The following is a 22941-nucleotide window of genomic DNA, read 5'->3' as shown; positions in this document are numbered from 1 at the left end:
CCCTAGGGTTTTCGCATGACAGAGGAATTACAGTTGTTCAGTTGATGCGCCAGGGTTCGCGCAGGGCGTTGAATTTGCTTCCTTCGCCAGGACCCGCAGTGAAGCCAGGGTGATCAGCGCTGCGGCGAGACTCGGGACCAGCAGCACCGGCGCGAACGTCTGTTCAGGCGCGGGCATCGCGCGCGGATCGAACCCCAGGGCGCGATAGCCGGTGAACAACAGGCCCGAAGCAGCGGCCCCGCACAGATTGAAGGGCAGGTGGAATCCGGCATAATGCGCCGCGGCGCGCTTCCCCGAGGGTGCGTCCGCGGCATCGAGCCGTGCGCCCAGCAGCATCCGCAGGGCCATGAAATCGATCGCGGAGGTCAGGCCGAAGGGTATGGTCCACAGCATCAGCGCAGCCGGGGAACCAGCCGGCAGCATCGGCAGGGCGAGCGCCAGAACCAGATTCGCCCAGAGCGTCAGCCGCAGCAATGTGCGCGCGCTCAGATTGGCGGCGATGCGCATCGCCGCCAGAATGCCGATGGCGGCACAGATCGTCTGGACGAGGATCCCGGCCGGGGCCCAGCCGCGCAGCCCCAGGCCATCGTTGACCGTGTAGAAATAGCCTGTCGTGGTGATCGCCGCATGCGCGCCATTGAGCGCGAACAGCGCTGCCAGCCGGCGGTTGTCGCGATTGGCGAACAGCAATCGCAGCGGGGCGAGCAGGCCGGCGAGCCGCCACCTGCCCGGCGTGGCCGCACGATCCGACACCAGCGCGATGAGTGCGGCATGCAGCACCAGCGCCCCGCAGGCGACGAAGATCATGATCGCCATGAAGGGCGAGGACCAGGCGGGGACCTGCAGCGCGCCGATCGCCGAGAAGCCGATGCCCCCGGCGATGCCGAACAGGGTTCGCGTGCCGAATATCCGTCCGCGGGCCTGGCCATCGCGCGCCGCTTCCAGCGCCCAGGCGCCATGCGTGACGTTGCACAATGCCCAGCCGACCACCGATGCGACCAATGCGATCGCTAGCGAGGCGATCGAAGGCGCGGCGCCGTGCGCGAGCAGGGCGGCGGTGCCGATCAGCACCAGGGCCGTACCCAGGACCATCCATAGTCGTCGTCGCCCGAAGCGGCTCGATCCGTGATCGCCCATCGATCCCGCGAGCAGCTCGGCCGGGATCGGCGCGAAGTTGGCGAGCAGCACCAGCCAGCCGACGACGCTCACCTGGAGCCCGAGCTCGCCGGAGAGATAGGGCGCCAGGAAGACCCGCCGGGCCAGGTCGTAGCCGGCAAAGGCCAGCGAGGGCAGCGACAGCACGACGAGGCGCGTGCGCGATAGTGTTTCCCGATCCGCCATCCCGCGCACTCCGGCACGGCGCCTATCAGCGGGTTATGCCGTTTCGATGACTCCGCGCGCTCAGCGGGGCGATCGCATGCGCCACGCTTCGAGGGCGGCGAAGGCGCGCATATAGTGCGTGCGATCGGGTATCTTGCGCGCCATGCCGATCATTCCCATGCCGAAGGCGGCGATCGACAGCACCTGCGCAGCCGCGCGATCGAAGCCGGCTCCGATGCCGATCCCCATGGGCGCCATATCGCTCGCCCGCCAATTCTCGCCGCGCCGGCGCCGCATGTCGAGCGCATAGGGCAACAGGCTGGGCTCGCGGGCGCTGGCAAGCGCGATCATCGACGTCGCCTTGACCAGGTCCTGGATGCTGGTGTCGTTCGGCTGCCCGCCGTCATGCCCGGCGCGAATATCGCTCCGGCGGCTGTGGAAGCGGGCGATGACGGCGTGGAGCCCCGCCACGACCAATGCCGGGCGCCCCCCGAAATGATAGACGACCGTGGAAGCGGGCACGCCTGCGGCCAGCGCGACCGAACGGTGCGTCACGCTTTCTATGCCTTGCGAGACGATCAGGTCGGCGGCGCTGCCCGCGATCCGCTGGCGCTTCGCATCTCCTTCCTGTGTCGTGGGCGGCACATCGGCGTCGAGCAAGCCGATCAGCGAAGCGATCGTTCCGCTCTCCCCGGCATCCGCCCCGGGGAATATGCCGCCGGCAAAGCGCCGGAGGCACAGGGAGCGCAGCAGCGCATATTTCGGGCTGTCGTCGGCGCCGAGCGAGAAGCCCGCCTCGTCGAGCACATAGCCGAGTGCCAGATCGGCCAGCGCCGCATCCCCGAATATGAGTTCGGCCCAGAACCGGCCGGCATCGTCGAGCCAATGCTCGAGCGCGGGCAGCCGATCGGGCCGCAACGCCCGATCATGGACCAGTTCGATGAGCAGAACGACGTGGCGCCGCTCCCGGGTCACCCATTCGCGCAGGGCCAGTTCCGCCATCGCGGCGCGTGCGGCGGTATCCGGAGCGCCAACCGCGTCCGCAAGGGCGCGCCATTTCCCGAAGAACGCCAGATCGCTGGCATGCGCCGCCTGGGTCACGCCTTCGAGCAACTGCTCCTTGCTGCCCATGCGCGTCGAGATCACCGGTACGCTGACGCCTAGGCTGGTTGCGAGCGGCCGCAGCGTCAGTTCGGCAAGGCCGCCGGACGCAACAAGGTCCAGCGCCTGGTCGACGATCGCAGCGACTGAAATACCAACGGGAAGAACGGATCGATTCACTGGCACGGCACGCATCTATCGCAATCGCATCTTCCGGTCACGATTCGCGTGGCGCAGTTGCGCGATCGGCGCGCGCGGAATCCCTACGGCCCGGGATTTTTTGGGGCCGAGGCTAAACGATCGCGAGATTCCTCCGATTTGGATGTGAAGGGGCGGCGTGTCGTGCTGTCCGGGTTGATGTGTGGGGGAACGGATGGTTGCGATCTTCACGGGCGCCGGGACGGGATTCGAGCGCGGATCGGGGAGCGTGCTGGGCGGGTCTGGGCTGCTGGGCTCGGCGAGCTTCGGGCGCAGCGGCGAGCAGGTGTTCCTCAACGCGGCGAACGGCAACCTGCTGATCAACCGTCAGGACGAGTTCCTGGTGGGGCGGGGTCCGGATGCTGGGGTGGGCCGGACCTATAACAGCCTGGGCAACCAGAGCGACGACAATGGCGACAACTGGCTGCAGAGCACGGACCGGCGGGTGTTCGGGCTGACGGGGACGCTGAACAGCTGGGGGAGCACGATCAAGCGGCGCTCGGGGGACGGCAGCGAGATCAGCTATGGCTGGGACGGCACGAGCTATGTCGCGACCGACGGGGCGGGGAGCTTCGACCGGCTGAGCTACAATGGCTCGGGCTGGACCTGGACGGACGGGGACAGCCGGGTCACCGAGAGCTATGCGGCCTATGGCAGCTATTGGCGCATTACGTCGCAGAGCGACACCAGCGGCAACAGCCTGACCTATGGCTATACCGGCGACAAGCTGACCACGCTCACCACCGCCAATGGCGAGACGCTCACCTATGTGTGGAGCGGCAACCATATCAGCGAAGTCATCTCGGGCGACGGCACCGCGACGGTCTATAATTACGACAGCTATGGCCGGCTCTCGCAGGTGGCGGTGCAGCTGAGCGCCGGTGGCGGCAGTTTCTATTCCACCTGGTACAGCTATGTCGGTGCGACGACCCTGGTCTCGCGGATCGAGCAGACCGACGGATCGGTGCTTGCCATCGGCTATGACGGGTCCAACCGGGTGACCAGCCTGGCGCAGACGGTTGCTGCCGGCGACACGCGCACCACCAGCCTCTATTATGGCGCGGGCTATACCGACGTCACCGATCCGACCGGCACGGTCACCCGTCTCGAATATGCCGATGGCAATTTCGCACCCCAGCTGGACGGCTGGGCCTGGGGAGGCGTCGACCGGCAGCCTGCGACGATCGATGGCCGTGCCGCCACGCGATATACGGTGCAAACCCAGGGCGGCTGGTCCGGCATATCGACCGGCCTGGTCGCTGCGGCGGGAGAAACGATCAGCTTCGCGCTGACGCTGCAGGCGTCGGGCTCCGCAACCAGTCAGGCGCTTGGCCTCCATGGCAACATCGATGCTTGGGGACCCAATGATGCTTCCTCCGCCAGGATTGTCTCTGGCCCAGGCAGGCTGGTCCAGCTCGCTGGTGGCTTCTGGCAAGTCGACGGCTTGTCGACCACCGAAGGCACCCGGATCGAGATCACCCGGACCTTCACGCAGGTGCAATATGTGGGCGCCTATTTCTATGCGGATTATCCCGGCGGCTACCGGGCCGGCACGTCGCTGATTGCAGCGGATCCGGAGCTCCTGCGCAGCGCCACCGCAACCGATCCCTATCTGATGGATCAGGCCAATTGGAGCTATTACGACACGGCGCGCCAGTCGGCCGGAACCCTGGCCGGAAGCGCGGCGTATCAATACACGATCCAGCCGAACGCGACCTGGCCTGCCATCTACCAGTCGCTCAACGCCACGCGCGCCGGGGACACCTTCACCTATACGGTCACGCTGCAGGGTTCGGGCGACAGCACGGCGACGTCCGTTGGCCTCTACGGCAATGTGACCATTTGGGGGGACAATAGCTGGGCCTCGGCGCGGATCATATCGGGCCCGGGCAGCATATCCCAGGAGGTCGGCGGGCTGTTCAACATCACCGGGCTCTCCACCACCACGCCGACCCGCATCGAGATCATCCGGACCTATGATCGCGCGGAAACCGGCGGCATCTACACCTATGTCGATCGCCCGCTCGGCATGCGGGTGGGGGGCTCGCTCGTCATCGCCGGCCCCAGGCTCACCCAGGACATCGCGACCGAACGCGCCAACCAGCTGACCAAGATCACCACCGGCTATGGCACGGCGCAGGCGCGGACGGTGCAGTTCGGCTACAATGCCAATGGCGACCTGACCAGCGTGACCGACGGGCTGGGGAATACGACCAGCTATACCTATGACGCGAACGGCAACCAGCTGACGGCGACGGACCGGCTGGGGAATGTGGTCACGCGGACCTACAGCGCCACGAACCAGCTGCTGACCGAGACGCGCACCGGCTCGGACAAGGACAGCGCCGCCGCCGCACACACCACGCGCTATGTCTATGACAGTGCCAACCGGCTGCGCTTCACGATCGGCGCCGAGGGCGATGTCACCGAGTATCGCTACAATGGCTACGGCCAGAAGATCTACGATATCGCCTATACGGGCCAGGTCTATGATCAGTCCGGCTGGGCCGAGGCCGATCTGGTGGCGTGGCGGAATGCGCTCGCCGATCCGACCGCGGCATCGCACGTGGAATATCTCTATCACGCCAATGGCACGATCTCGCACATCTATCGCTACGCCGCTGCCTACGCCCCGGGGAGCCCCCATGTCGGCGAAGGCTATTCCTACGAAGTCTTCTCCTACGACTCGGCCGGCCGCCTGATCACGAGCACGGTCGCAGGCCAGAATAGCCTGGTCTATGCCTATGACGGGCTGGGTCGGGTGGTGGCGAGCACCGACCTGAACGGGGGGACGACGAGCATCGTGTTCAACGATGCGGCGACGCAGACGGTGATCACGCTGGCGAACGGGTTCGTCCAGACCTCGACCTACAACAAGGCGGGCGAGCTGGTCAGCTTCACCGAGAGCGGCGAGGCAGTGGCCGGCGGCACGGCCAGCTATGCCTATGACAGGAACGGCCGGCTGCGGGTGATGACCGACGCGACGGGCGTCAAATCCTATCATGTCTATGACAAGGCCGGCCGGAAGGTCGCCGATATCGACGCCTATGGCAGCGTCACCGAATATCAGTACGACCTGAACAACCGGCTGATCGGGACCGTGCGCTATGAGAATGGCATCATGGGCGGTGCCGGCGCGATGGCGACGCTGGGCGATCCGAACAACAGCCTGGACATGGCGTCGATCCGGCCCAATCCCAATGGCCACGACCAGTGGACCTGGACGGTCTACGACAAGGAAGGCCGGGTGATCGAGGCGATCGAGGGCGACGGCTCGGTCACGGCGTACGAATATGACGGCTCGGGCCGGCTGGTGAAGACCACCGGCTATGCGAACAAGCTGAGCAGCGGGCAGCTCGACGCGTTCAAGGTGAACGGCCCGAGCGCCTGGCTGCCGGCGGCGCACGCCAAGGACAGCGTCGCGCGGATCTTCTACGACAAGGACGGCCGCAAGATCGGCGCGCTCGACGGCGAAGGCTATCTGACGCGCACGATCTATGACGGGTCGGGGCGCAAGGTGCAGGAGATCGCCTATGCCAACATCACGAGCGCGGCGCTGCGGGCATCGGGCAGCCTCCAGAGCCTGATCGACAGCGCCGGGACCAGCGCGAACGACCGCTCGACCCGCTATGTCCATGACGGGCAGGATCTGCTGCGCTACACCATCGACGCGCTGGGGCACGTCACCGAATATGGCTATGGCAGCGGCGCGGCGGCCACCGGTCTGGTCCGCCAGACGACGCGCTATGCCGGCACGATCGGTACGCTTTCGAGTTACAGCTATGCGAGCGTGAAGAGCGCGGTTGCCGCGCTGGCGAGCGATCCCGCCAACCGCACGGGCTGGGCGGTCTACGACAATGCCGGCCGCCTGGCCTATTCGATCGACGCGACCGGCGCGGTGGTGGGCTATGGCTACGACATCCGGGGCCAGGTCATCCGCAAGGTCGAATATGCCACGCTGCGGCCGACCGCGTCGCTGCCGGGCAAGGGCGACATGGACAGCTGGGCCGCCAGCTACCCCACCGCGAACGACCGCGTCACCCGCTATTATTACAGCGCGCGCGGCGAGCTGCGCTACACCGTCGACGCCGAAGGCTATGTGACGGGCTATATCTATGACGCCGAGGGACGGAAGGTCTGGGAGGGACGCTGGGGTACGCCGGTCGCGGCGACCGACAGCTGGTCGATCTACACGCTCGCCACGTCCGTCAGCGGCGAAGTTTCCGCGCGCAGCTATGCCTATGACGCTGCAGGCCGGATCACGCTGACCACCGATGGCGAGGGCGGTACGCGGCGTTATTACTATCACGCCAACGGCTTGCTGGCCTGGGACATCGTGTCGGAAGGCAGTCAGGACGATAGCCGGACCTATTATGTCTATGACGCAGCCGGCCGGAAGGCGGCGGCATATGCGGCGTTCGGCACGGCCGAGCAGGCGATCACGACCTATACGTATAATGGTCTTGGCGACCTGATCGCAGTCAGCGATCCCAATGCGCATACGACGTCGTTCGAATATGACCATGCGGGGCGGATGGTCCGCCAGGCGAATGCGTATGGCTCGCCGACGGTGTTCGAATACAACGCGTTCGGCGAAGTGACGCGGATGATCAACGCGCGGGGTTTCAGCACGTACAGCGAGTACGACCAGGCGGGTCGGGTGACGTCGGTGGTCGATGCGCTGGGGAATGCGACGACGACGCGCTACACGGCGTTCGGGGAAGTGGCGTCGGTGACGCGCGGTGCGGCGGTGACGAGCTTCGGCTATGACAAGCTGGGCCGGGCGGTGACGACGACCGATGCCGAGGGCGGGGTCGAGACGAGCGGCTATGACGCGTTCGGCAACCGGATCCGGTTGGTGAACAAGCTGGGCGGGATCACCGACTATAGCTATGACCGCCGCGGGCTGCTGGCGGAGGAAAGGGTCCAGGCGATCCTGGACGGGAGCGGCAATGTCGTCACCGCCGCCTTCTCGCGCAACCGCTACGAATATGACGCGCGCGGCAATGTGGTGCACCGGATCGAGGCGTATGGCCTGGCCGAGCAGCGCGACAGCTGGTTCGAATATGACAAGGCGAACCGGCTGACGTCGAAATGGGGCGAGGCGGTGTCGGTGGGGCTGTCGCAGGCCATGGCGACGCCGCGGGAATATTATCGCTACGACACGCGCGGCAACCTGGTCGAGACGATCGACGCGAACGGCGCGCGGACGCTCAGCTATTATGACGACCTGAACCGCAGGATCGCGACGGTGACGCCGGCGGGGACGGCGGGCACGCAGGGCGTGCTGTCGACCTTCGCCTATGATGCGGCGGGCAACCTGACCGCGAGCCGAACCTGGGCGACGCTGGTCGCGCTGCCGGGCATGGCGGGCGGCACGCCGCCGGGCAATCCCGGCGGGGCGTATCGCGAGACGGTCAACACCTATGACGCGCTCGACCGGCTGAAGACGAGCAGCGTCGCGAACCAGAGCGTGGGCTATTGGAACGGCAGCGCCTATGTCTATGCGACCGACGTCACGCTGGAGACCGCTTACGAGTATAATGTCGTCGGCGACCTGGTCCGGACCACCGACAGTGCCGGCAAGAGCGTCTATTCCTATTACGACGCCAACAGCCGCAAGATCGCGCAGGTCGACCAGGAAGGCTATCTGACGCGCTGGGCGTTGGATGCCGAAGGCAATGTGCTCGGCGAGCGCCGCTTCGCCAGCCGGGCAACCGGCGTTTCGAGCAGCAGCTACACCGCGCCCGACATCCAGACCGACGACCGGCTCACCGAGTTCGCCTATGACAAGATGGGCCGGCGGACCGAGGAACGGCGCTACGGCGTGGAGGCCTGGTCGCTGAACACGGCGAACGGCCAGCTGTCGGGCGCGAGCGGCACGTCGCTGATCCAGTATGTCTACAATGCGCTGGGCGAGGTGGTGCGCAAGGTCGAGGCGACGGGCGACCAGACGATCTACGCCTATGACAATGCCGGGCGACTGAGCCTGGAGATGCGGCAGACGTTCGCGTCCCCGACGGGAAACGTCAATCCGACAGTCCGCTACCAGTATAACGGGCTGGGCCAGCTCACCGTGACGCGGCAGGGCGATTATTACGTCTCGGGCAACGACCGGATCAGCACCAATCTCTATGACGGGGCGGGCCGGCTGACCGGGGTGAGCGACGCGCTGGGGCAGACGCGCAGCTATTATTACGATGCGGCCGGCCGGAAGGTCGGGGAATATTACACGCGCGAGCTGGGCAATGGCGGATCGCTCGGCGCCGGCACGCTGGTGACCGAGGGGATCTCGTACCAGTACGACCTTGCCGGCAATGTCGTGCGCCAGGCGATCAACACGATCGCGGGCGGCAGCTGGAGCGAAGTGAGCTCCACGCAGAGCGCGTACGATGCGTTCGGCGCGATCACGGCGCGCGGCACCAATGGCGGGTGGCAGGAGCAGTTCCGCTACGACACTGCCGGGCGCCTGGTCGCGTCCAACGCGGGCGACGGAGTGTGGCGGATCCATGCCTATGACAAGGCAGGCCGGCAGACGCTCGCCATCGAGAGCAACGGCAGCACCGATCTGTCGGGCATGTCGCAAGCCTCGGCGATCGGCCTGATCGCGGGTGGCACCGTCACCGCGAGCGCGACCGTCTATGACGCACGTGGCCAGGCGGTGCAGGCAGTGCAGGTCCAGCGCCAGACCGCGGTCGGCGGCGGTACCCAGAACATCGCGACGGCGCGGGGCTATACCGCGTTCGGCGAGCTGGCCTGGGAAACCGACGCCTATGGCCGGCAGACCGACTACAGCTACAACACCATGGGCCGGGTGACGCAGATCCAGCGGCCGAGCGTCTCCGTCACGGCCGAGAACGGCACGGTATCGAGCACCCGCCCGACCGAGCGGATGTTCTACGACATTGGCGGTAGGTTGATCGGGACGCAGGACGCCAACAGCGTGCAGACGGGCTCGGGGGTGAAGACGACGCGCCAGCTGCTTGCCGGCACCGGCTATGGCGACGGCGCGGCCCTGGTGGTCAAGGAATGGCATCCGGATGGCGGCGTCGTCGCCAACAGCTATGACGTGTTCGGCGACCAGGTCGACAGCTGGGACGCCCTCAACCGTCATACGAGCATGGCCTATGACAAGCTCGGGCGGCTCACCCAGGTGACGCGCCCGGCGACGGCGGCGGGCACGCTGGTGCAATCCTATGCCTATGACGTGCTCGGCAACCGGATCGGTGCGTGGAACAACGCCGTCGGCTATGCCGGCCGCGAGCGCACCCAATATGACGCGCTCGGCCGGATCACGCTGCAAATGGCGTTCGGGGGCGACACCACCACGACCAGCTATGGCTGGGACGGCGCCATGGCCACCTCGGGACTGGGGACGTTCGGCGGCTGGGTTCAGACGACCAGCACCGACGCTGATCGGGCCTCGGCCAGCTACGGCATCCATGCGGCGGTCCAGCGTGTCGACATTTTCGGCCGGGTTGTCGCGCGCAGCGACAAGGGCGGCCAGGCCTATGGCTATCAATATGATCGCGCCGCCCGCATCGTCGCCGAGACGAGCACGCTCGACGGAGCGCCCGCGCGCAATCTCGTCTACAGCTATTACAATACCGGGCAGATCCGGCAGGTCCTCTCGGGCGACGTGCCCGTCGTCAACACCAGCTGGAATCGCAAGGTCGCGAGCTATGAATATGATCTGCTGGGCCAACTGACCCGCGAGACCCTTGTCAGCGAAGTCGCGGAGTTCAAGGAGGAACGATATGTCTGGGTTCTGGCTCCAGGCCAGTCTCCCGACACGCCCGAGGGGGAAGGGCAGGGCTATTGGGATTTCATTCCCGCAAGCTACATCGTCCGAACCGGCATGTGGCAGGACGGCCGCGCCGAATATGACGCGGCGGGCCGGATCACCCGCTACCGCGACGTTTACGCGCCCGGGGTCGATGCCGTCGACAAGAGCTGGACCTATGATGCCGCCGGCAATGTCCGTTCGATCGCGACCAGCTACCTGCCGGTGCAGGCGAGCGGCCTTCTCGCGACCACGGCGACGAGCCAGGCCTACTGGTATCGCTATGACAGCATGAACCGTGTGGTGACGACCAAGGGCGTGTTCGTTGGCGCGGCGGGTTCGGGAGCGATCCAGCGCGGAGGCGCCGGCACGGACGTCACCTATGACGCGGCGGGCCAGCGGGCGACCGCGCAGACGGGTTCGAACGCGCAGGAGGCCTATGCCTACGACGCCGTGGGGCAGCTTGGCTCGGTCGTGATCGGTGGGACGACGCGCGCGCAGACGTCCTACGATCTGTTGGGCCGGGTCTCGAGCTATGCCGAATATGACGGCTGGGGCGTCGGCGTGCACAGCCGCTACGACATCGTCTACGACCCGCGCGGGCTGGTATTGGCGGAGAAGAGCTCGACCAGGCAGGGGAGCGACACGCTCTACACCCACACGGTCAACTATTACAGCGCCACCGGCGTGGGATCCGCCGGCCCGGCGATCAGCTGGTCGGGCCAGGCCGGCAGCGCGAGCGGCAGCCTGCTCTACTATAGCGAGACCAAGAACTGGAAGAATGGCGGTACGCCGGTCTATGGCGGCCCAGGCAGCTATTCGCAGGCCGATCTCGATTACGCCGACAGCTATACCAGCCAGTCCTATGCATGGCGCGACGGCGCGCAGCAGACGCTGGTGCAACTGACCAACCGCGACGGCACGAGCAGCTCGAGCTACAGCTATGACCGCGACGGGGCGCTGACCGGGGTCGCCATCAACGGCGGTTCGCGACCCCGCGCGATCCTGTATCGGACCGACCTGCAGGGCCAGGTGATCCTGCGCGGCGAGACCGACCTCATCTGGGGGAACAACGAGCCGCTTACGCGCACCTATATGTTCGGCGGGCGCCAGATGGGCGTGGTGAGCAACGACGGCACTGCCAATGTCGACTATGCCGCCGCGATCGCCGCGCGCACGGCAGCGCCCGGCAACGGCACGTTCCGGAACGGCGCGACCAACGCCACCATCTTCGCCGATTTCGACGCCAATTTCACGGCGCTGAACGGCGGCACGGTGGGCGGCGCCTCGAGCTATTCGGCGAGTGCGGGCGAGACCCTGCAGTCGATCGCGGCCCAGCTCTGGGGCGATTCCAACCTGTGGTACCGCCTCGCCGAGGCCAATCCCGGCTTCGGCGCGGGCGGCGCGGTGCCCGCCGGCACCACGCTCACCGTCCCCGGCGGCGTGGTCGGCAGCCATCACGATGCCACCACCTTCCGGCCCTACGACCCCGCCGAGGCCATCGGCAACACCTCCCCCAACACCCCGGCGCCGCCCAAGCGGAACAGCTGCGGCGCGCTCGGGGCGATATTGGTGGCGGCGATAGCCGTGGCCGTGACGACACTCGTCACCGCCGGTGCGACTGCACTTGTTTCGGGCCAGTCCTTTAGTGCGGTACTTGGCGCCATGACTGGCGGCGCTGCCGTTGCCAATGTCTCGATGGCGGCATGGGTTGGCGGTGGGGCCATTGGCGGCGCGGTGGGTTCCGCGGCAAGCCAAGGCTTTGGCGTGGCAACCGGCATGCAGGACAAGTTCAACTGGAAGGGCGTGGCGCTCGCGGGGGTCAGCGGCGCGGTCGGTGGCTATTTCCAGGGATTGGGCAACAGTGCCGGGCTGGCAGTCGATACGCTTGAAAGGAGCGGGGTAACCCTCACTGGTCAGGTGGTTCAGGACGCGATCCGCGCGCAACTCGGTCCGGTCGGAGGCTTCCTGACGGGCGGCGGGATTGCCGGCGCGGCGGCGCGCGGGGTGCTGTCCAACGTCGTTACCCAGGGTATCGGCGTTGCCACCCGGCTGCAGTCGAAATTCGACTTTGCCGGCATCGCTGCGGCAGGCCTGGGCGCGGCAGCAGTCGGCTCCATCAAGACGCAAGGCTTTGCGGGCAAGATGCTCAGAAATGCCGCTGGCGGCCTCGCCAACGCGGCATCCCGCAGCCTGATCGACGGAACCGACTTCGGCGATAATATCCTTGCCGCCCTGCCCGATATCATCGGGCAAACGATTGGGGGAGCATTGGCTGATCGCGCGGCCGGCATGGGCAAGCGGACAACCTATGATAGGCCTGAAAATCTGCTGCCTGAAGAAATCTATAACTCGACGCCGGCCCCGGTTGTTGCACCTGGGCTGGCGGTTACTTATCAGACAGGCAACGAAGGCGCGTTGGGCATTCAGATATCGGACGAGGTTGGGATATTCAGCGACGCGGTGTATCGGCCGGGGATTGACGATCCGCTCTTTTGGGATGCCTCAGTGCAGGGGCAGGGCCTTGCGTCGAGACACAACATGACCAATGTTCCGTCGATTATCCAAGGACTCACGGAATCCAGAACCGTCGCGACCATTGAGCGTATGATCGCGAACCTCGCCCCCGGGGCCACCCTCTCCCCGGCATTGGCTCTCATTCTGGCCAAGGCGTCCAACCTTGATCCCTACAACCCGCTTTTCGTGGGCGGCGGCGGAGAGGAAGGCACCGGGCTCACCACCACAGTGCGAGATTATGCGGCACTATATCCGGTTACCAAGGGTCTTTCCAAGGATGCCAATTTTGCAGGTTGGCCCCAAACCGGTAGGATACGTAACTATATTGAAGTAACGCGCGCCCTGAGTCTGCCAACAACCTTGATCGGGCATAGCTATGGTGGCAATGCAGTCTTCGAGGGTGGTTTGTATGCTGCCTCAAGAAATCTTCGCATAGACTATCTAGTTACGGTCGATCCGGTCGACGGATCGGGATGGATCTCTCGACATTCTGTCACACAAGCGCAAACCGTGAAGTCGACTTCTGCGCGATGGGTTGACGTCCGATCGACAACGTCGGACGATTGGACCACCCAATGGGGCTCGAACGGGCGGAACGATTTTATTAAGAACCTCGGTAAGCCGATGAGGCGAGAAGTTCAGGCCGTTTCCGCCCCCTATTTCTACGAGACTTCTAAGTGGGATCATGCTGGTTTTGTTCAGATGTTTGAGGCGTACGCCAAGGGATACATGATTAAGCTTTATAAGTAGTGGGAGTTTTATCGTGAGAATCATAATTTCCATTATGGCTTTTTTATCATGTTCCGCCTGCTCCTATAAAGAATACGTCTTAGTTCATAAGGATTATTCAATAAAAAATGAAATATTTCATGGGCGCGAGGTTCGTGTGCTGTATCTGTACGTAGATCGTGCTGGTGCAAGAATAGTAAACAGTAGTCAGCCTGGGTTTATCTTCGCTACAAAAAAATGCTCTTATGAGCGAGAGAATATTGGCGAAGTAAACTTCGCATCTATAGCTGATACTGCTAATGAATATCCCAAGCAAGAAACTGCGAAATATTATAAATCAAACACATATATGATGAAATTTTTACTCAAAGATAATTTTAAAGAGTGGCGTAATTCTGGCTCGTTTTGTCTATATTATCATGCGTCCAGGGCATTTGGTACACCGGAAGTATTTTCCAACATATTACGGATGCAATGAATAAATGAGCGCCGATTGGTGTTGTGAGATTTCGGCGCCGCCGTTCCATATCGGTTACGAATGCGACAATGCCGGCCGGCGGATCCAGGGGAGCTGCACCTGAGCGATCGTCGGTGAACCTTCACCCAGAACTTCTCGGTGATGGGGTATCGGCAGGCGTCGGCCGCGCGAGTTAGAGACGAGCGGGTGCATCGGGAGCCTGAGGGATTGCGGGCTGGCTAGCTGCAATGCCGATGGGCAGTTGGTGCAGGCCTGGGTGTCGTCGAGCAGGCCAGCGCCAATGGCGGGGCGACGGTGACGCCGAACGGGACGTTCGGAGTGGCAGTAAAGCGGGCGGCCTTCGACCATAGACCTGCAGGGGCGCCTAATCGGCCAAAGCGACTATGAGAATGACGGGGCGACGGCAGTGTGCAGCCGCCAGCCGCAGCGCGATCGTGTACAATGCCGAGGGCCAAGTGACGAGCGAGACACAGGCCACGCGGCAGGACCGGCTGATGAGCCATTTCACCAATCGCAAGGCAAGCGCAGGGGCATATAGATTGACCCTCGCGCCCCCTTGAAAGCGTTGCCGCTGTTAGCGGCCGGCGCGGCGGGGATCGCCGCCCTCGCCCCAACGCCCGGATCCCCCGGAGACTCAGTCTCCGGGGGAGGGGCAACCCCAGGATTACAGGCGTAGCGAGACACCGGCGACGATCTGTCGGCCGAGCAGGTCATAGCCCATGATCGTGTTGCCGCGCAGCAGGCCGATGCGCGAACGGCTGTCCGGCACGATCGGCGGGTCGCGGTCGAAGATGTTGTTCGCGGCAAGCCGGAACGTCATCTGCTTGTTGACGTCGAAGCTAAGCGCCAGGTCGAACCAGTCATAGGCCTTGATGCCCGGGAACTGGTCCCGCCGCTGGCTGGGATCCGCCGTCGGGATGCCGGTGCTGGCCGGCGCATAGACGTCGAGCGGCATGGCCGAGCGATGGCGCCAGTTCAGCGAGACGCTGGCGATGCGCTCCGGCAGGATCCAGGTGGTGCGCATCTGGTGCGCCCATTTGGGCATGCTCTCGCCGCACGAATTGCCCCAATAGCCCACGCAATTGCGCGACGTGGCGGTGGGCGATGCCTGCGAGGCGACCCGCGTCATCAGCGTGCCGTTGAAGCTCATCTCGAGGCGGCCGACCGAACCCATGCCGACGTCATACTGGCCCTGGAAGTCCCAGCCATGCGACTGCGAGCGATAGCCGTTCGCCGAACCGCGCGCGACCCAGCCCGTGGCCGGACGCGTCGCCGGCGAGCTGTACAGCGTGCCGTTCGCATTGCGGACGATGGCGCGGCAGAAATAGTCGTTGCCGGTGCTGAGGCAGTCGTTGATCAGGTTCTGCGGCTGGAGGAAGTCGAGCTGATCCTTCAGATCGATCAGCCAGCGATCGACCGAGACGGTCAGCCCCGGCACGAAGCGCGGGCGGAGGACCACGCCGAACGTCTTGGTATAGGCGGTTTCCGGCTTGAGGTCGAAGCCGCCTTCGCGGACGGTGCAGCGATCGTCCGGGCAGATCAGCGTGGTGCTGCCATAGAGATTCGCCGGCAGGCCGGTGTTGGCGCATTGCTGCTGCGTGGCGACCGGGGCGATGCGCGGTGCGCTGGGGTTGGCCGGATCGATCCGGGGGGCGCAGGGATCCGCGTAGAAGCCCTGGTTCCAGAAGATGTTGGACGCGCTGGCGGCGGTGCCGACGCCCGGGGCCGCCTGTGCCTTGTTGAGCGACGCACGGAAGCTGATGTCCGCGACCGGCGACCAGATGCCCTCGATCTTCCAGGTGCCGAACTTGCTGTCCAGGCGGTTATATTTGGACAGGCGGTAGCCGGCGTTCAGCTGGAGCAGCTTGGTCCAGGGCCGGTTCTCGACCAGCGGTGCCTGGATTTCGCCAAAGGCCTCCAGGATGTTCTGGGTGACGCGCTGGTTCGTGCCGCCATTGTTCTGCTGGTAGATCGCGTTGACGACGGTGCGTTCCATCTCCTCGCGATATTCGCCGCCCAGCGCGATCGCGATGCCCTGTTCGGCGAGGGGCGAGGCAATGCCGTATTTGCCGAGATCGCCGCTGATGGTGCCGACGAACTGCAACAGGCGTGGAATGCGCGTGCTGATGCCGCCAGAGGCGTTGCCATAGAGATAGTTGTTGAGCGCGGCATCGTTGTTGAACGGCGCGAAGGCGTTGAACGGCACGCAGTTCCCGTCGGTGCCGTTGACCACCGAGCGGCAGGTCGGGCGGCCGTTGACGTTCACCACGTCGAGCGAGCGGTTGACGCTGTCGAACTTCGCGAACGGCACGTCGATGGTGTCGAGCTGTGCGCGCGAGAGCATGCCCGCGACGTCATAGGACCAGACATCGTCGAGCACCCGGCCGCGCAGGCCCGCGACGACGCGATAGCCGGTGTTGGTGAATTGCTGGCGGACCAGCGGCATCCCGTCGAAGCGATAGCGCACGTCGAGCGGCGCATACTGGCCCGCCACGCCCGCGTTCGCACCGCACAGCGTCTGCGCCTGCGACGCCGAGAGGAACGGGTTGTCGCAATTCACCTGATAGGGCGTGCTGCCATAGACGCTGTACGAATAGGTGCGGTTCAGCTGGGTGTTGTACGACTTGTCCCGATACCACAGCACGTTGCTGTACAGCTCGACATGGTCGTTGATCTGCGCGGTCAGGAAGCCGCCGGCGTTGACGCGGTTGAACGGCCGCTGGAACGCCCAGTCGTCATAGGGATTGGCCGAGGCGCCTGCGGGGCCGCTGTTGATCGGGATGAAGGTGCCGTTGCCGTTCGGGTTGTTGACGAGCACCGTCCCGGCGCTGGCGCCGGCGCGCGGGATGATCGTGCCGGCCGGCGTGTAGCTCGCCCGCGAGCAGGAGAGCGGCGAGGTGTTGCTCGTCGTCACCACTTCGCAGACGGCGTTCGCGCGGTCGCGCAGGCGAACGAGGCTCGACTGGCGATAGTTGACGAAGGCCGAGACATTGACGCGGTCGTTGAACAGGTTGGTGCCGGCGGCGAGGCTGACATCGGCGCGGGCGCCGTCATTGCTCATGCCGCTGGCCGAATCGAACCCGGCCCGCCGCGCGGCGTCGGTCACCGCGCTGGAACGGTTGTTGTGGTTGAAGAAGCTGTAATTGCCGTCGACGCGGATGCCGCTGAAGTTCTTCTTCAGGATGAAGTTGACGACGCCCGCGACCGCGTCCGAGCCATAGACTGCGGAAGCGCCGCCGGTCAGCACGTCGACTCGCTCGACCAGCGCGTTCGGGATGATGCCCACATCGACCGTGTTGGGCAGGCCGATGCGCATCCCGTCGACCAGCATCAACGTGCGCTCATAGCCCAGGCTGCGCAGCTTGATCCGCTGGCGGCCTTCGGAGTCGCTGAAATTCTGTTCGGAGTTGACCTGCACCTGCGGCAGGCGGTTGAGCACCTCTTCGATCGTCGTCGCGCCCTGTGCGGCGATCTCGGCGGAGGTGGTGGTGGTGATCGGCGCGGCCGAACGGTTGTTCGGGCGGACGATGCGGGTGCCGGTGACGACGAGGGAGCCCTCGTCCCCGGAGCTGGTGGTGGAGTCCCTGCCAGTTTCCGGCACGGCGTCCTGCGCCATCGCGGGCGCGGCGAGCAACACCGCGAAACACGTCGAACTTAGCAACAATGCATTGAATTTCTTCATTACTTCCCCCCTTTTGGAAATCGATTCGGTTACTTGGTCGTTGCGAGATTCTTCAAATTCCCGGCGGTCTGGATCCGGGTTCGCCCCGCAGGGTCGGTCGCCGCGAAGGTGAAACCGGGTTGGAGCGCAAAGGCCCCGATCCGGCCGCGATGGTCGATCGCGAGGAAAGCCACCTGTGCGTCGCGCACGGCGTCGCCGCGCAGCCTGGCGATGTGGAGCACGGCCTCGCGGCAGGCGGCCTGAGGCGTCATACCGGCGCGCATCGACGCGACCACGCGCGCCGATCCGGCGATCCGGGTGACTTCCTCGCCTACGCCGGTGGCGGTGGCGGCGCCGACACCGGCCTCGACGAACAGGCCCGATCCGGCCTGGGGCGAATCACCGACGCGGCCGCGCAGCTTGAACGCCATGCCGGACGTGGTGCAGGCGCCGGCGAGCTGCCCGCTGGGCGCACAGAACAACATGCCGATCGTGTCATGATCGAGCGCCGAGCCGCGCTGGTTCTCGCTATTGGCGACCGGCTTGTACCGGGCGGTCTTCAGCCAGTCGCGCCATGCCCTTTCGGCCTCGGGCGTCGGCATCGCGACCTTGTCGAAGCCCTCGGCCTCGGCGAACTGGTGCGCGCCTTCGCCCACCAGGAACGTGTGCGGCGTCTTCTCCATCACCCGGCGCGCGACCGAGATCGGATGCGCGAAATCCTCGAGCGCGGCAACCGCGCCGACATTGCCGCGATCGTCCATGATGATCGCATCGAGCGTCACATGCCCGTCGCGATCGGGATAGCCGGCATGGCCGACCGAATGATTCTCGGGATCCGCCTCGGGGATGCGGGCGCCGGCTTCGACGGCGTCGAGCAGGCTGCCGCTCTTCTTCCACTGGGCATAGGCCGCGGCGTTGGCGGCGGCGCCGAAATCCCAGGTCGACAGGATCAGCGTGCGTTCCGCGGGGCGGGCGAGCGCGGGCGCGGCGAGGCCGAGGGCGGCGCTTCCCATTCCCAATGCCATGGCGCCGCGGCGAGAGGTTTCCATCGACGAACAACACCCTGAATTACCCGGCCGCCCGAACGCGACCTTCATTTGCCGGAGGGCGCCGATCTCACGCCACCGATCGCAATGAAGTTGTCATAGGTGAAAATTCATTTCAATTCCCAAAAAGACCGCCGATGCCATATGTCGCGAACATCCCGCGTGGCAGTTGCAAAATTACGCCACTCGCGCCGGGGCGGAGCGTGGAGCGGCATCCTTGCCGATTCGTGCCGGGAGCATGTTCGCGGGGGGCGGGCAGTGCTTTGCCAGGCCCCCTCCGTCAAGCCATGGCTCGTTCGGCACGCGCGCGATCCGCGCGCGGACGGGGATCGGGGAGAGTGCCGGACAATCGATGCAATCGCGCGGGTTTGCCGGACATGGCAAGCGAGCCTGGCGGCCATCGTTTCCGGTTCCGGATCGCCGTCTGCGCGGGAATGGTGCTGGGAAACCGGATGGGGCGCGGCGGAAGGATGGAGGCCCCCGGCCGCCGGCATATGAGACTTTACAACATAACACCTTTATTGCATCGCGGCATCCGTGAATGGCAGTCGCCCGAGTCGCTTGCGCGAAACGAGGCCGCGGCGTGGCGGAGATCGGGCCGCGACGCGGTGGGCGCTCCTCTGCGCCCTGCTCTTCGCGTTCGTCTGGCAAGGTGCCGTCGTCCAGACGCACAATCACTTCGATCGCGGCGTTGCCCTGGAAACGGCAAGGCCGGGTGCGAGCGGCGCGGGCAAGGCGACGGATCGCCAGGCGCCCGCGGATTCCCCGGCCAGCTGCCCGATATGCCGGGAAGTTGCGAATATCGGCGCGGTGCTGCTTCCGGCGCCCGTCGCGCTTGCCGCGCCGGCGCCGGTCGCATTCCGTGCGGCGCCGGTGCGACTGCCCAGCCTCTCCTTCTTCGAACCTCCGCGAACCGCGCGCAGCCGGGCGCCTCCACCGCCGCTCCAGGCCTAGGGGATCGGGACCGCCCCGGTACGGCGCAGTTGCGCGCCGTGCCCTCGCGTCCTCGTCCCTCCCGCGAAAAACCAAGGTTCTCGGAGTCTAATTTCCATGCGTCATCTGTTCCTGCTGCGCGCGGCCACGCTCGCGCTCGCCATCCCCGCTGCCGCGCACGCCGCCGGCCCCGACAGCAACAACCCGCCGGCGCCCCCGGCCAAGCCCGCCCCGGCGGACGATAGCGGCCCGGACGGGCAGAGCACGACCGGCAACAAGGGCAACGAGATCGTCGTCACCGGCATCCTGCCGACCAGCGAGCGGGATGTGCTCGCCGGCACTTCGGTCGTCTCGGGCGAAGTGCTCACCCGCGATCTGCGCCCCAGCATCGGCGAGACGCTGTCCAAGCAGCCGGGCGTCTCGGCCACGTCCTTCGGCCCCAGCGCCTCGCGCCCGATCCTGCGCGGCTTCCAGGGCGAGCGCGTCCGCGTGCTTACCGACGGGATCGGCTCGATCGACGTCTCGAACACCTCGGCCGATCATGCGGTGATCATCGATCCGCTGCTGGCCGAGCGCATCGAGGTGCTGCGCGGTCCGTCGGTGCTGCTCTATGGCTCCTCGGCGATCGGCGGCGTGGTCAACGTGATCGACAAGCGCATCCCGCGCACCCTGCCCGAGAATGGCTATGACGTGGATGCGATCGCCACCTACGGCTCGGCCGCGAAGGAGCGCTCGATCGCGGGCTCGGGCGATGTGGCGCTGGGCGGGCATTTCGTCTTCCACGCCGACGGCTCCTATTCGAAGAGCGACGACCTGAAGATCGGCGGCTATGTGCTGAGCCCCTCGGCCCGGGCGCAGGCGCTCGCCGCCGCGGCGGGGCCGACCACGCCCGACGACCCCGATTTCGCCGAGACCGCGGCGCTGAGGGGCAAGCTGCCCAACACCCAGGCCGAGACCTGGACCGCGGGCGCCGGCCTGGCCTATGTCAGCGATACCGCCAATATCGGCGTGTCCTATTCGCATTATGACAGCCTCTACGGCGTGCCCATCCGCTATGCGCTGGCCTCGGGCGAAGAGCAGGAGGCGCCGCGCCTCTCCGTGCTCCAGAACCGTTTCGATTTCCGTGCCGACGTGGATACCGGGGGCGGCTTCATCGACAAGGTTCGCGCGCGCGCCGGCTATGCGAACTATCGCCACTTCGAGCTCGAGGAGGACGGCTCGATCGGCACCGCCTTCTACAACAAGGGCTTCGAGGGGCGGCTGGAACTGGTCCAGGCCAATCGCGGCGGCTGGCAGGGCGCCTCGGGCGTCCAATATTACCATCGCAACTTCAACGTGGTCGGCGACGAGGCCTTCCTGCCGCAGAACAATACCAGCCAGGTCGGCCTGTTCACGCTGCAGCAGTTCGACTTCGGCAAGCTGCGCGCCGAGGGCGGCATCCGCTACGAGCATAGCAGCCTCCAGTCGAACCCGGCGGCGGGCGATCTGCGCTTTCCCAATACGAAGCGCAATTTCGACGCCCTTTCGGGATCGGCGGGGCTCTCCTATGCCCTGTCCGACGATGTCCGCATCGGGATCAACGCCTCGCGGACCGAACGCGCGCCTTCGGGCGAGGAGCTGTTCGCCAATGGCGGCCATGCGGGCACCCAGGCCTGGGAGCTCGGCAATCCGAACTTCGGTCTGGAGAAGTCCTGGGGCCTCGAGACGACGCTGCATGTCCACAAGGACGGATTCAGCTTCGACGCCTCGGCCTATTATGACTGGTTCGACGGCTATATCTCCGAGAACCAAGTCGCGCAGAGCGTCTGCGAAGCGGCGGCGGCGCCGAGCGGCCGCACCGTCGATCTGCCCTGTTTCCAGTTCCAGCAGGTCAAGGCCCGCTATTACGGGCTCGAGGGCGACCTGTCCGCGCGGCTCGCCCGGATCGGCGACTATGCGATCAACTTCGACCTGCTCGGCGACTATGTCCATGCCAGCCAGGGCAACAATGGCGATCCGGTGCCCCGCATCCCGCCGCTGCGCGTGCTCGGCGGCCTCGAGGCGCAGTCGAGCCTGCTGACCGCCCGCGTCGAAGTCGAGCATGTCTGGGCCCAGGATCGCATCGCCGCGTTCGAGACGCCGACCGACGGCTATACGCTCACCAATGCCTCGCTGAGCTTCAGGCCGTTCGCCCAGAACCGGAAGATCTCGTTGACGCTGAGCGCCAACAACATCTTCGATGTCGATGCGCGGCGCCATTCGAGCTTCCTGAAGGACTTCGCGCCGCTGGCCGGCCGGGACCTGCGGGCGACGCTGCGGCTCGGCTTCTGATGACCGGCCGGGCGGCGTGCCGCCCGGCCTCCCTTCGGTTTGGAGATATCGCATGCGTTGCGATCCGCACGCACGCCGTACCCGCGCGATCGACCTGATCGAGCACGCGGCGGTCGGCGCATCTCTGCTTTGCCTGGTGCATTGTGCCGGGCTGCCGCTGCTGCTCGCGGCCCTGCCGGCGCTTTCCCAGGTGCTGGCGATCCCCGAACAGCTTCATGCCTGGCTGCTCGCCTTCGCCATCCCCAGCTCGGCGCTGGCGCTGACCGCCGGCTATCGCCGGCACGACCAGCCGGAGATGCTGGCGCTCGGCGGTGCCGGGCTGGCGCTGATGGCAGCCGCGGTGTTCGCCTTTGCCGAGAGCGCGGCGGAAGCGCCGGTGACGATCGCCGGCAGCCTTTGCCTTGCCGCGGCGCATATCGGCAACTGGCGGTTGCGGCATCGCGGCCACCGCCATGGCTAGGCGGCGCGCGGGGGCGCTGGCCGAGCGGATCGTCGCGCTGCTCGCACAGGCCCCCGGTCCGCTCGGCGGCCTGGAACTGGTCGAGCGGCTCCGGGACGGCGGCGATCCGGCCGCGCCCAGCCTCGTGTTCCGGGCGCTGCGCCAGCTCGTCGATGCCGGCAAGGTGCAGAAGCTGCTGTTGGCGCGCGGCTATCTGCTGCGGGACGGCGACCAGCCGCTCTATCTGCACTGCAGGCATTGCGGCGCGATCCTGGTGGCGCCAGGCGAAGCGGTGCGGGCAGCGGTGGAAGCGGCGGCCGGGCGCGCCGGCTTCCGGACGCACCGGATCTTCGCGGAGCTTCCGGGGTGCTGCGCCGACTGCGCCCGCAAGCGCGACCGGCGCGGGCCCGTGCCCTGATGGCGCGG

Annotated in this window: 10 protein-coding genes; 6 read left to right on the top strand and 4 right to left on the bottom strand. The window is 65.9% G+C overall.

Going from position 1 to position 22941, the window contains the following annotated elements:
* Positions 1–27: 27 nt before the first annotated feature.
* Complete coding sequence (locus tag FHR20_RS17940) at positions 28–1341, bottom strand: MFS transporter (RefSeq protein ID WP_167300992.1); 1314 nt, start codon at positions 1339–1341, stop codon at positions 28–30.
* Between the two features lie 60 nt (positions 1342–1401).
* Entirely contained in the window at positions 1402–2601 is a 1200-nt protein-coding gene (locus tag FHR20_RS17935) for a TetR family transcriptional regulator (RefSeq protein ID WP_167300991.1), read from the bottom strand.
* 193 nt (positions 2602–2794) lie between these two features.
* Between FHR20_RS17935 and FHR20_RS17930 the strand changes: the two genes are divergently transcribed.
* Both FHR20_RS17930 and FHR20_RS17925 read left to right on the top strand, forming a co-directional pair.
* Positions 2795–13669 carry an RHS repeat protein gene (locus FHR20_RS17930; protein ID WP_167300990.1) on the top strand — a complete coding sequence of 3625 codons (10875 nt, stop codon included), beginning with the start codon at positions 2795–2797 and terminating at the stop codon, positions 13667–13669.
* Between the two features lie 13 nt (positions 13670–13682).
* The gene (locus FHR20_RS17925; protein ID WP_167300989.1) at positions 13683–14126 is read left to right on the top strand and encodes a hypothetical protein; all 444 of its coding nucleotides are present in this window, start codon (positions 13683–13685) and stop codon (positions 14124–14126) included.
* Between the two features lie 664 nt (positions 14127–14790).
* On the opposite strand, the gene FHR20_RS17920 is transcribed toward FHR20_RS17925, so the two are convergent.
* Complete coding sequence (locus FHR20_RS17920) at positions 14791–17808, bottom strand: TonB-dependent receptor plug domain-containing protein (protein ID WP_243857605.1); 3018 nt, start codon at positions 17806–17808, stop codon at positions 14791–14793.
* 29 nt (positions 17809–17837) lie between these two features.
* Positions 17838–18800 (bottom strand): glycosylasparaginase, encoded by a 963-nt coding sequence (locus FHR20_RS17915; RefSeq protein WP_425057390.1) that lies wholly within the window; start codon positions 18798–18800, stop codon positions 17838–17840.
* A 570-nt stretch (positions 18801–19370) separates the two neighbouring features.
* Between FHR20_RS17915 and FHR20_RS23240 the strand changes: the two genes are divergently transcribed.
* From FHR20_RS23240 to FHR20_RS17895, 4 genes are all read left to right on the top strand, one after another.
* Entirely contained in the window at positions 19371–19787 is a 417-nt protein-coding gene (locus tag FHR20_RS23240) for a DUF2946 family protein (protein ID WP_425057389.1), read from the top strand.
* Positions 19788–19883: 96 nt separating this feature from the next.
* Positions 19884–22076, top strand: coding sequence for a TonB-dependent receptor (locus tag FHR20_RS17905; protein ID WP_167300986.1), 2193 nt, complete (start codon positions 19884–19886; stop codon positions 22074–22076).
* 52 nt (positions 22077–22128) lie between these two features.
* Positions 22129–22536, top strand: coding sequence for a MerC domain-containing protein (locus tag FHR20_RS17900; protein WP_167300985.1), 408 nt, complete (start codon positions 22129–22131; stop codon positions 22534–22536).
* Positions 22529–22933, top strand: a complete 405-nt coding sequence (locus tag FHR20_RS17895; protein ID WP_167300984.1) for a hypothetical protein — start codon at positions 22529–22531, stop codon at positions 22931–22933. The genes FHR20_RS17900 and FHR20_RS17895 overlap by 8 nt, the downstream gene beginning before the upstream one ends.
* Positions 22934–22941: the final 8 nt, after the last annotated feature.

Source organism: Sphingomonas leidyi (genome assembly GCF_011761945.1).
GTDB lineage: Bacteria > Pseudomonadota > Alphaproteobacteria > Sphingomonadales > Sphingomonadaceae > Sphingomonas > Sphingomonas leidyi.
Note: the sequence above shows the minus strand (reverse complement) of the source record. Positions and strands in the feature narration are given on the sequence as shown.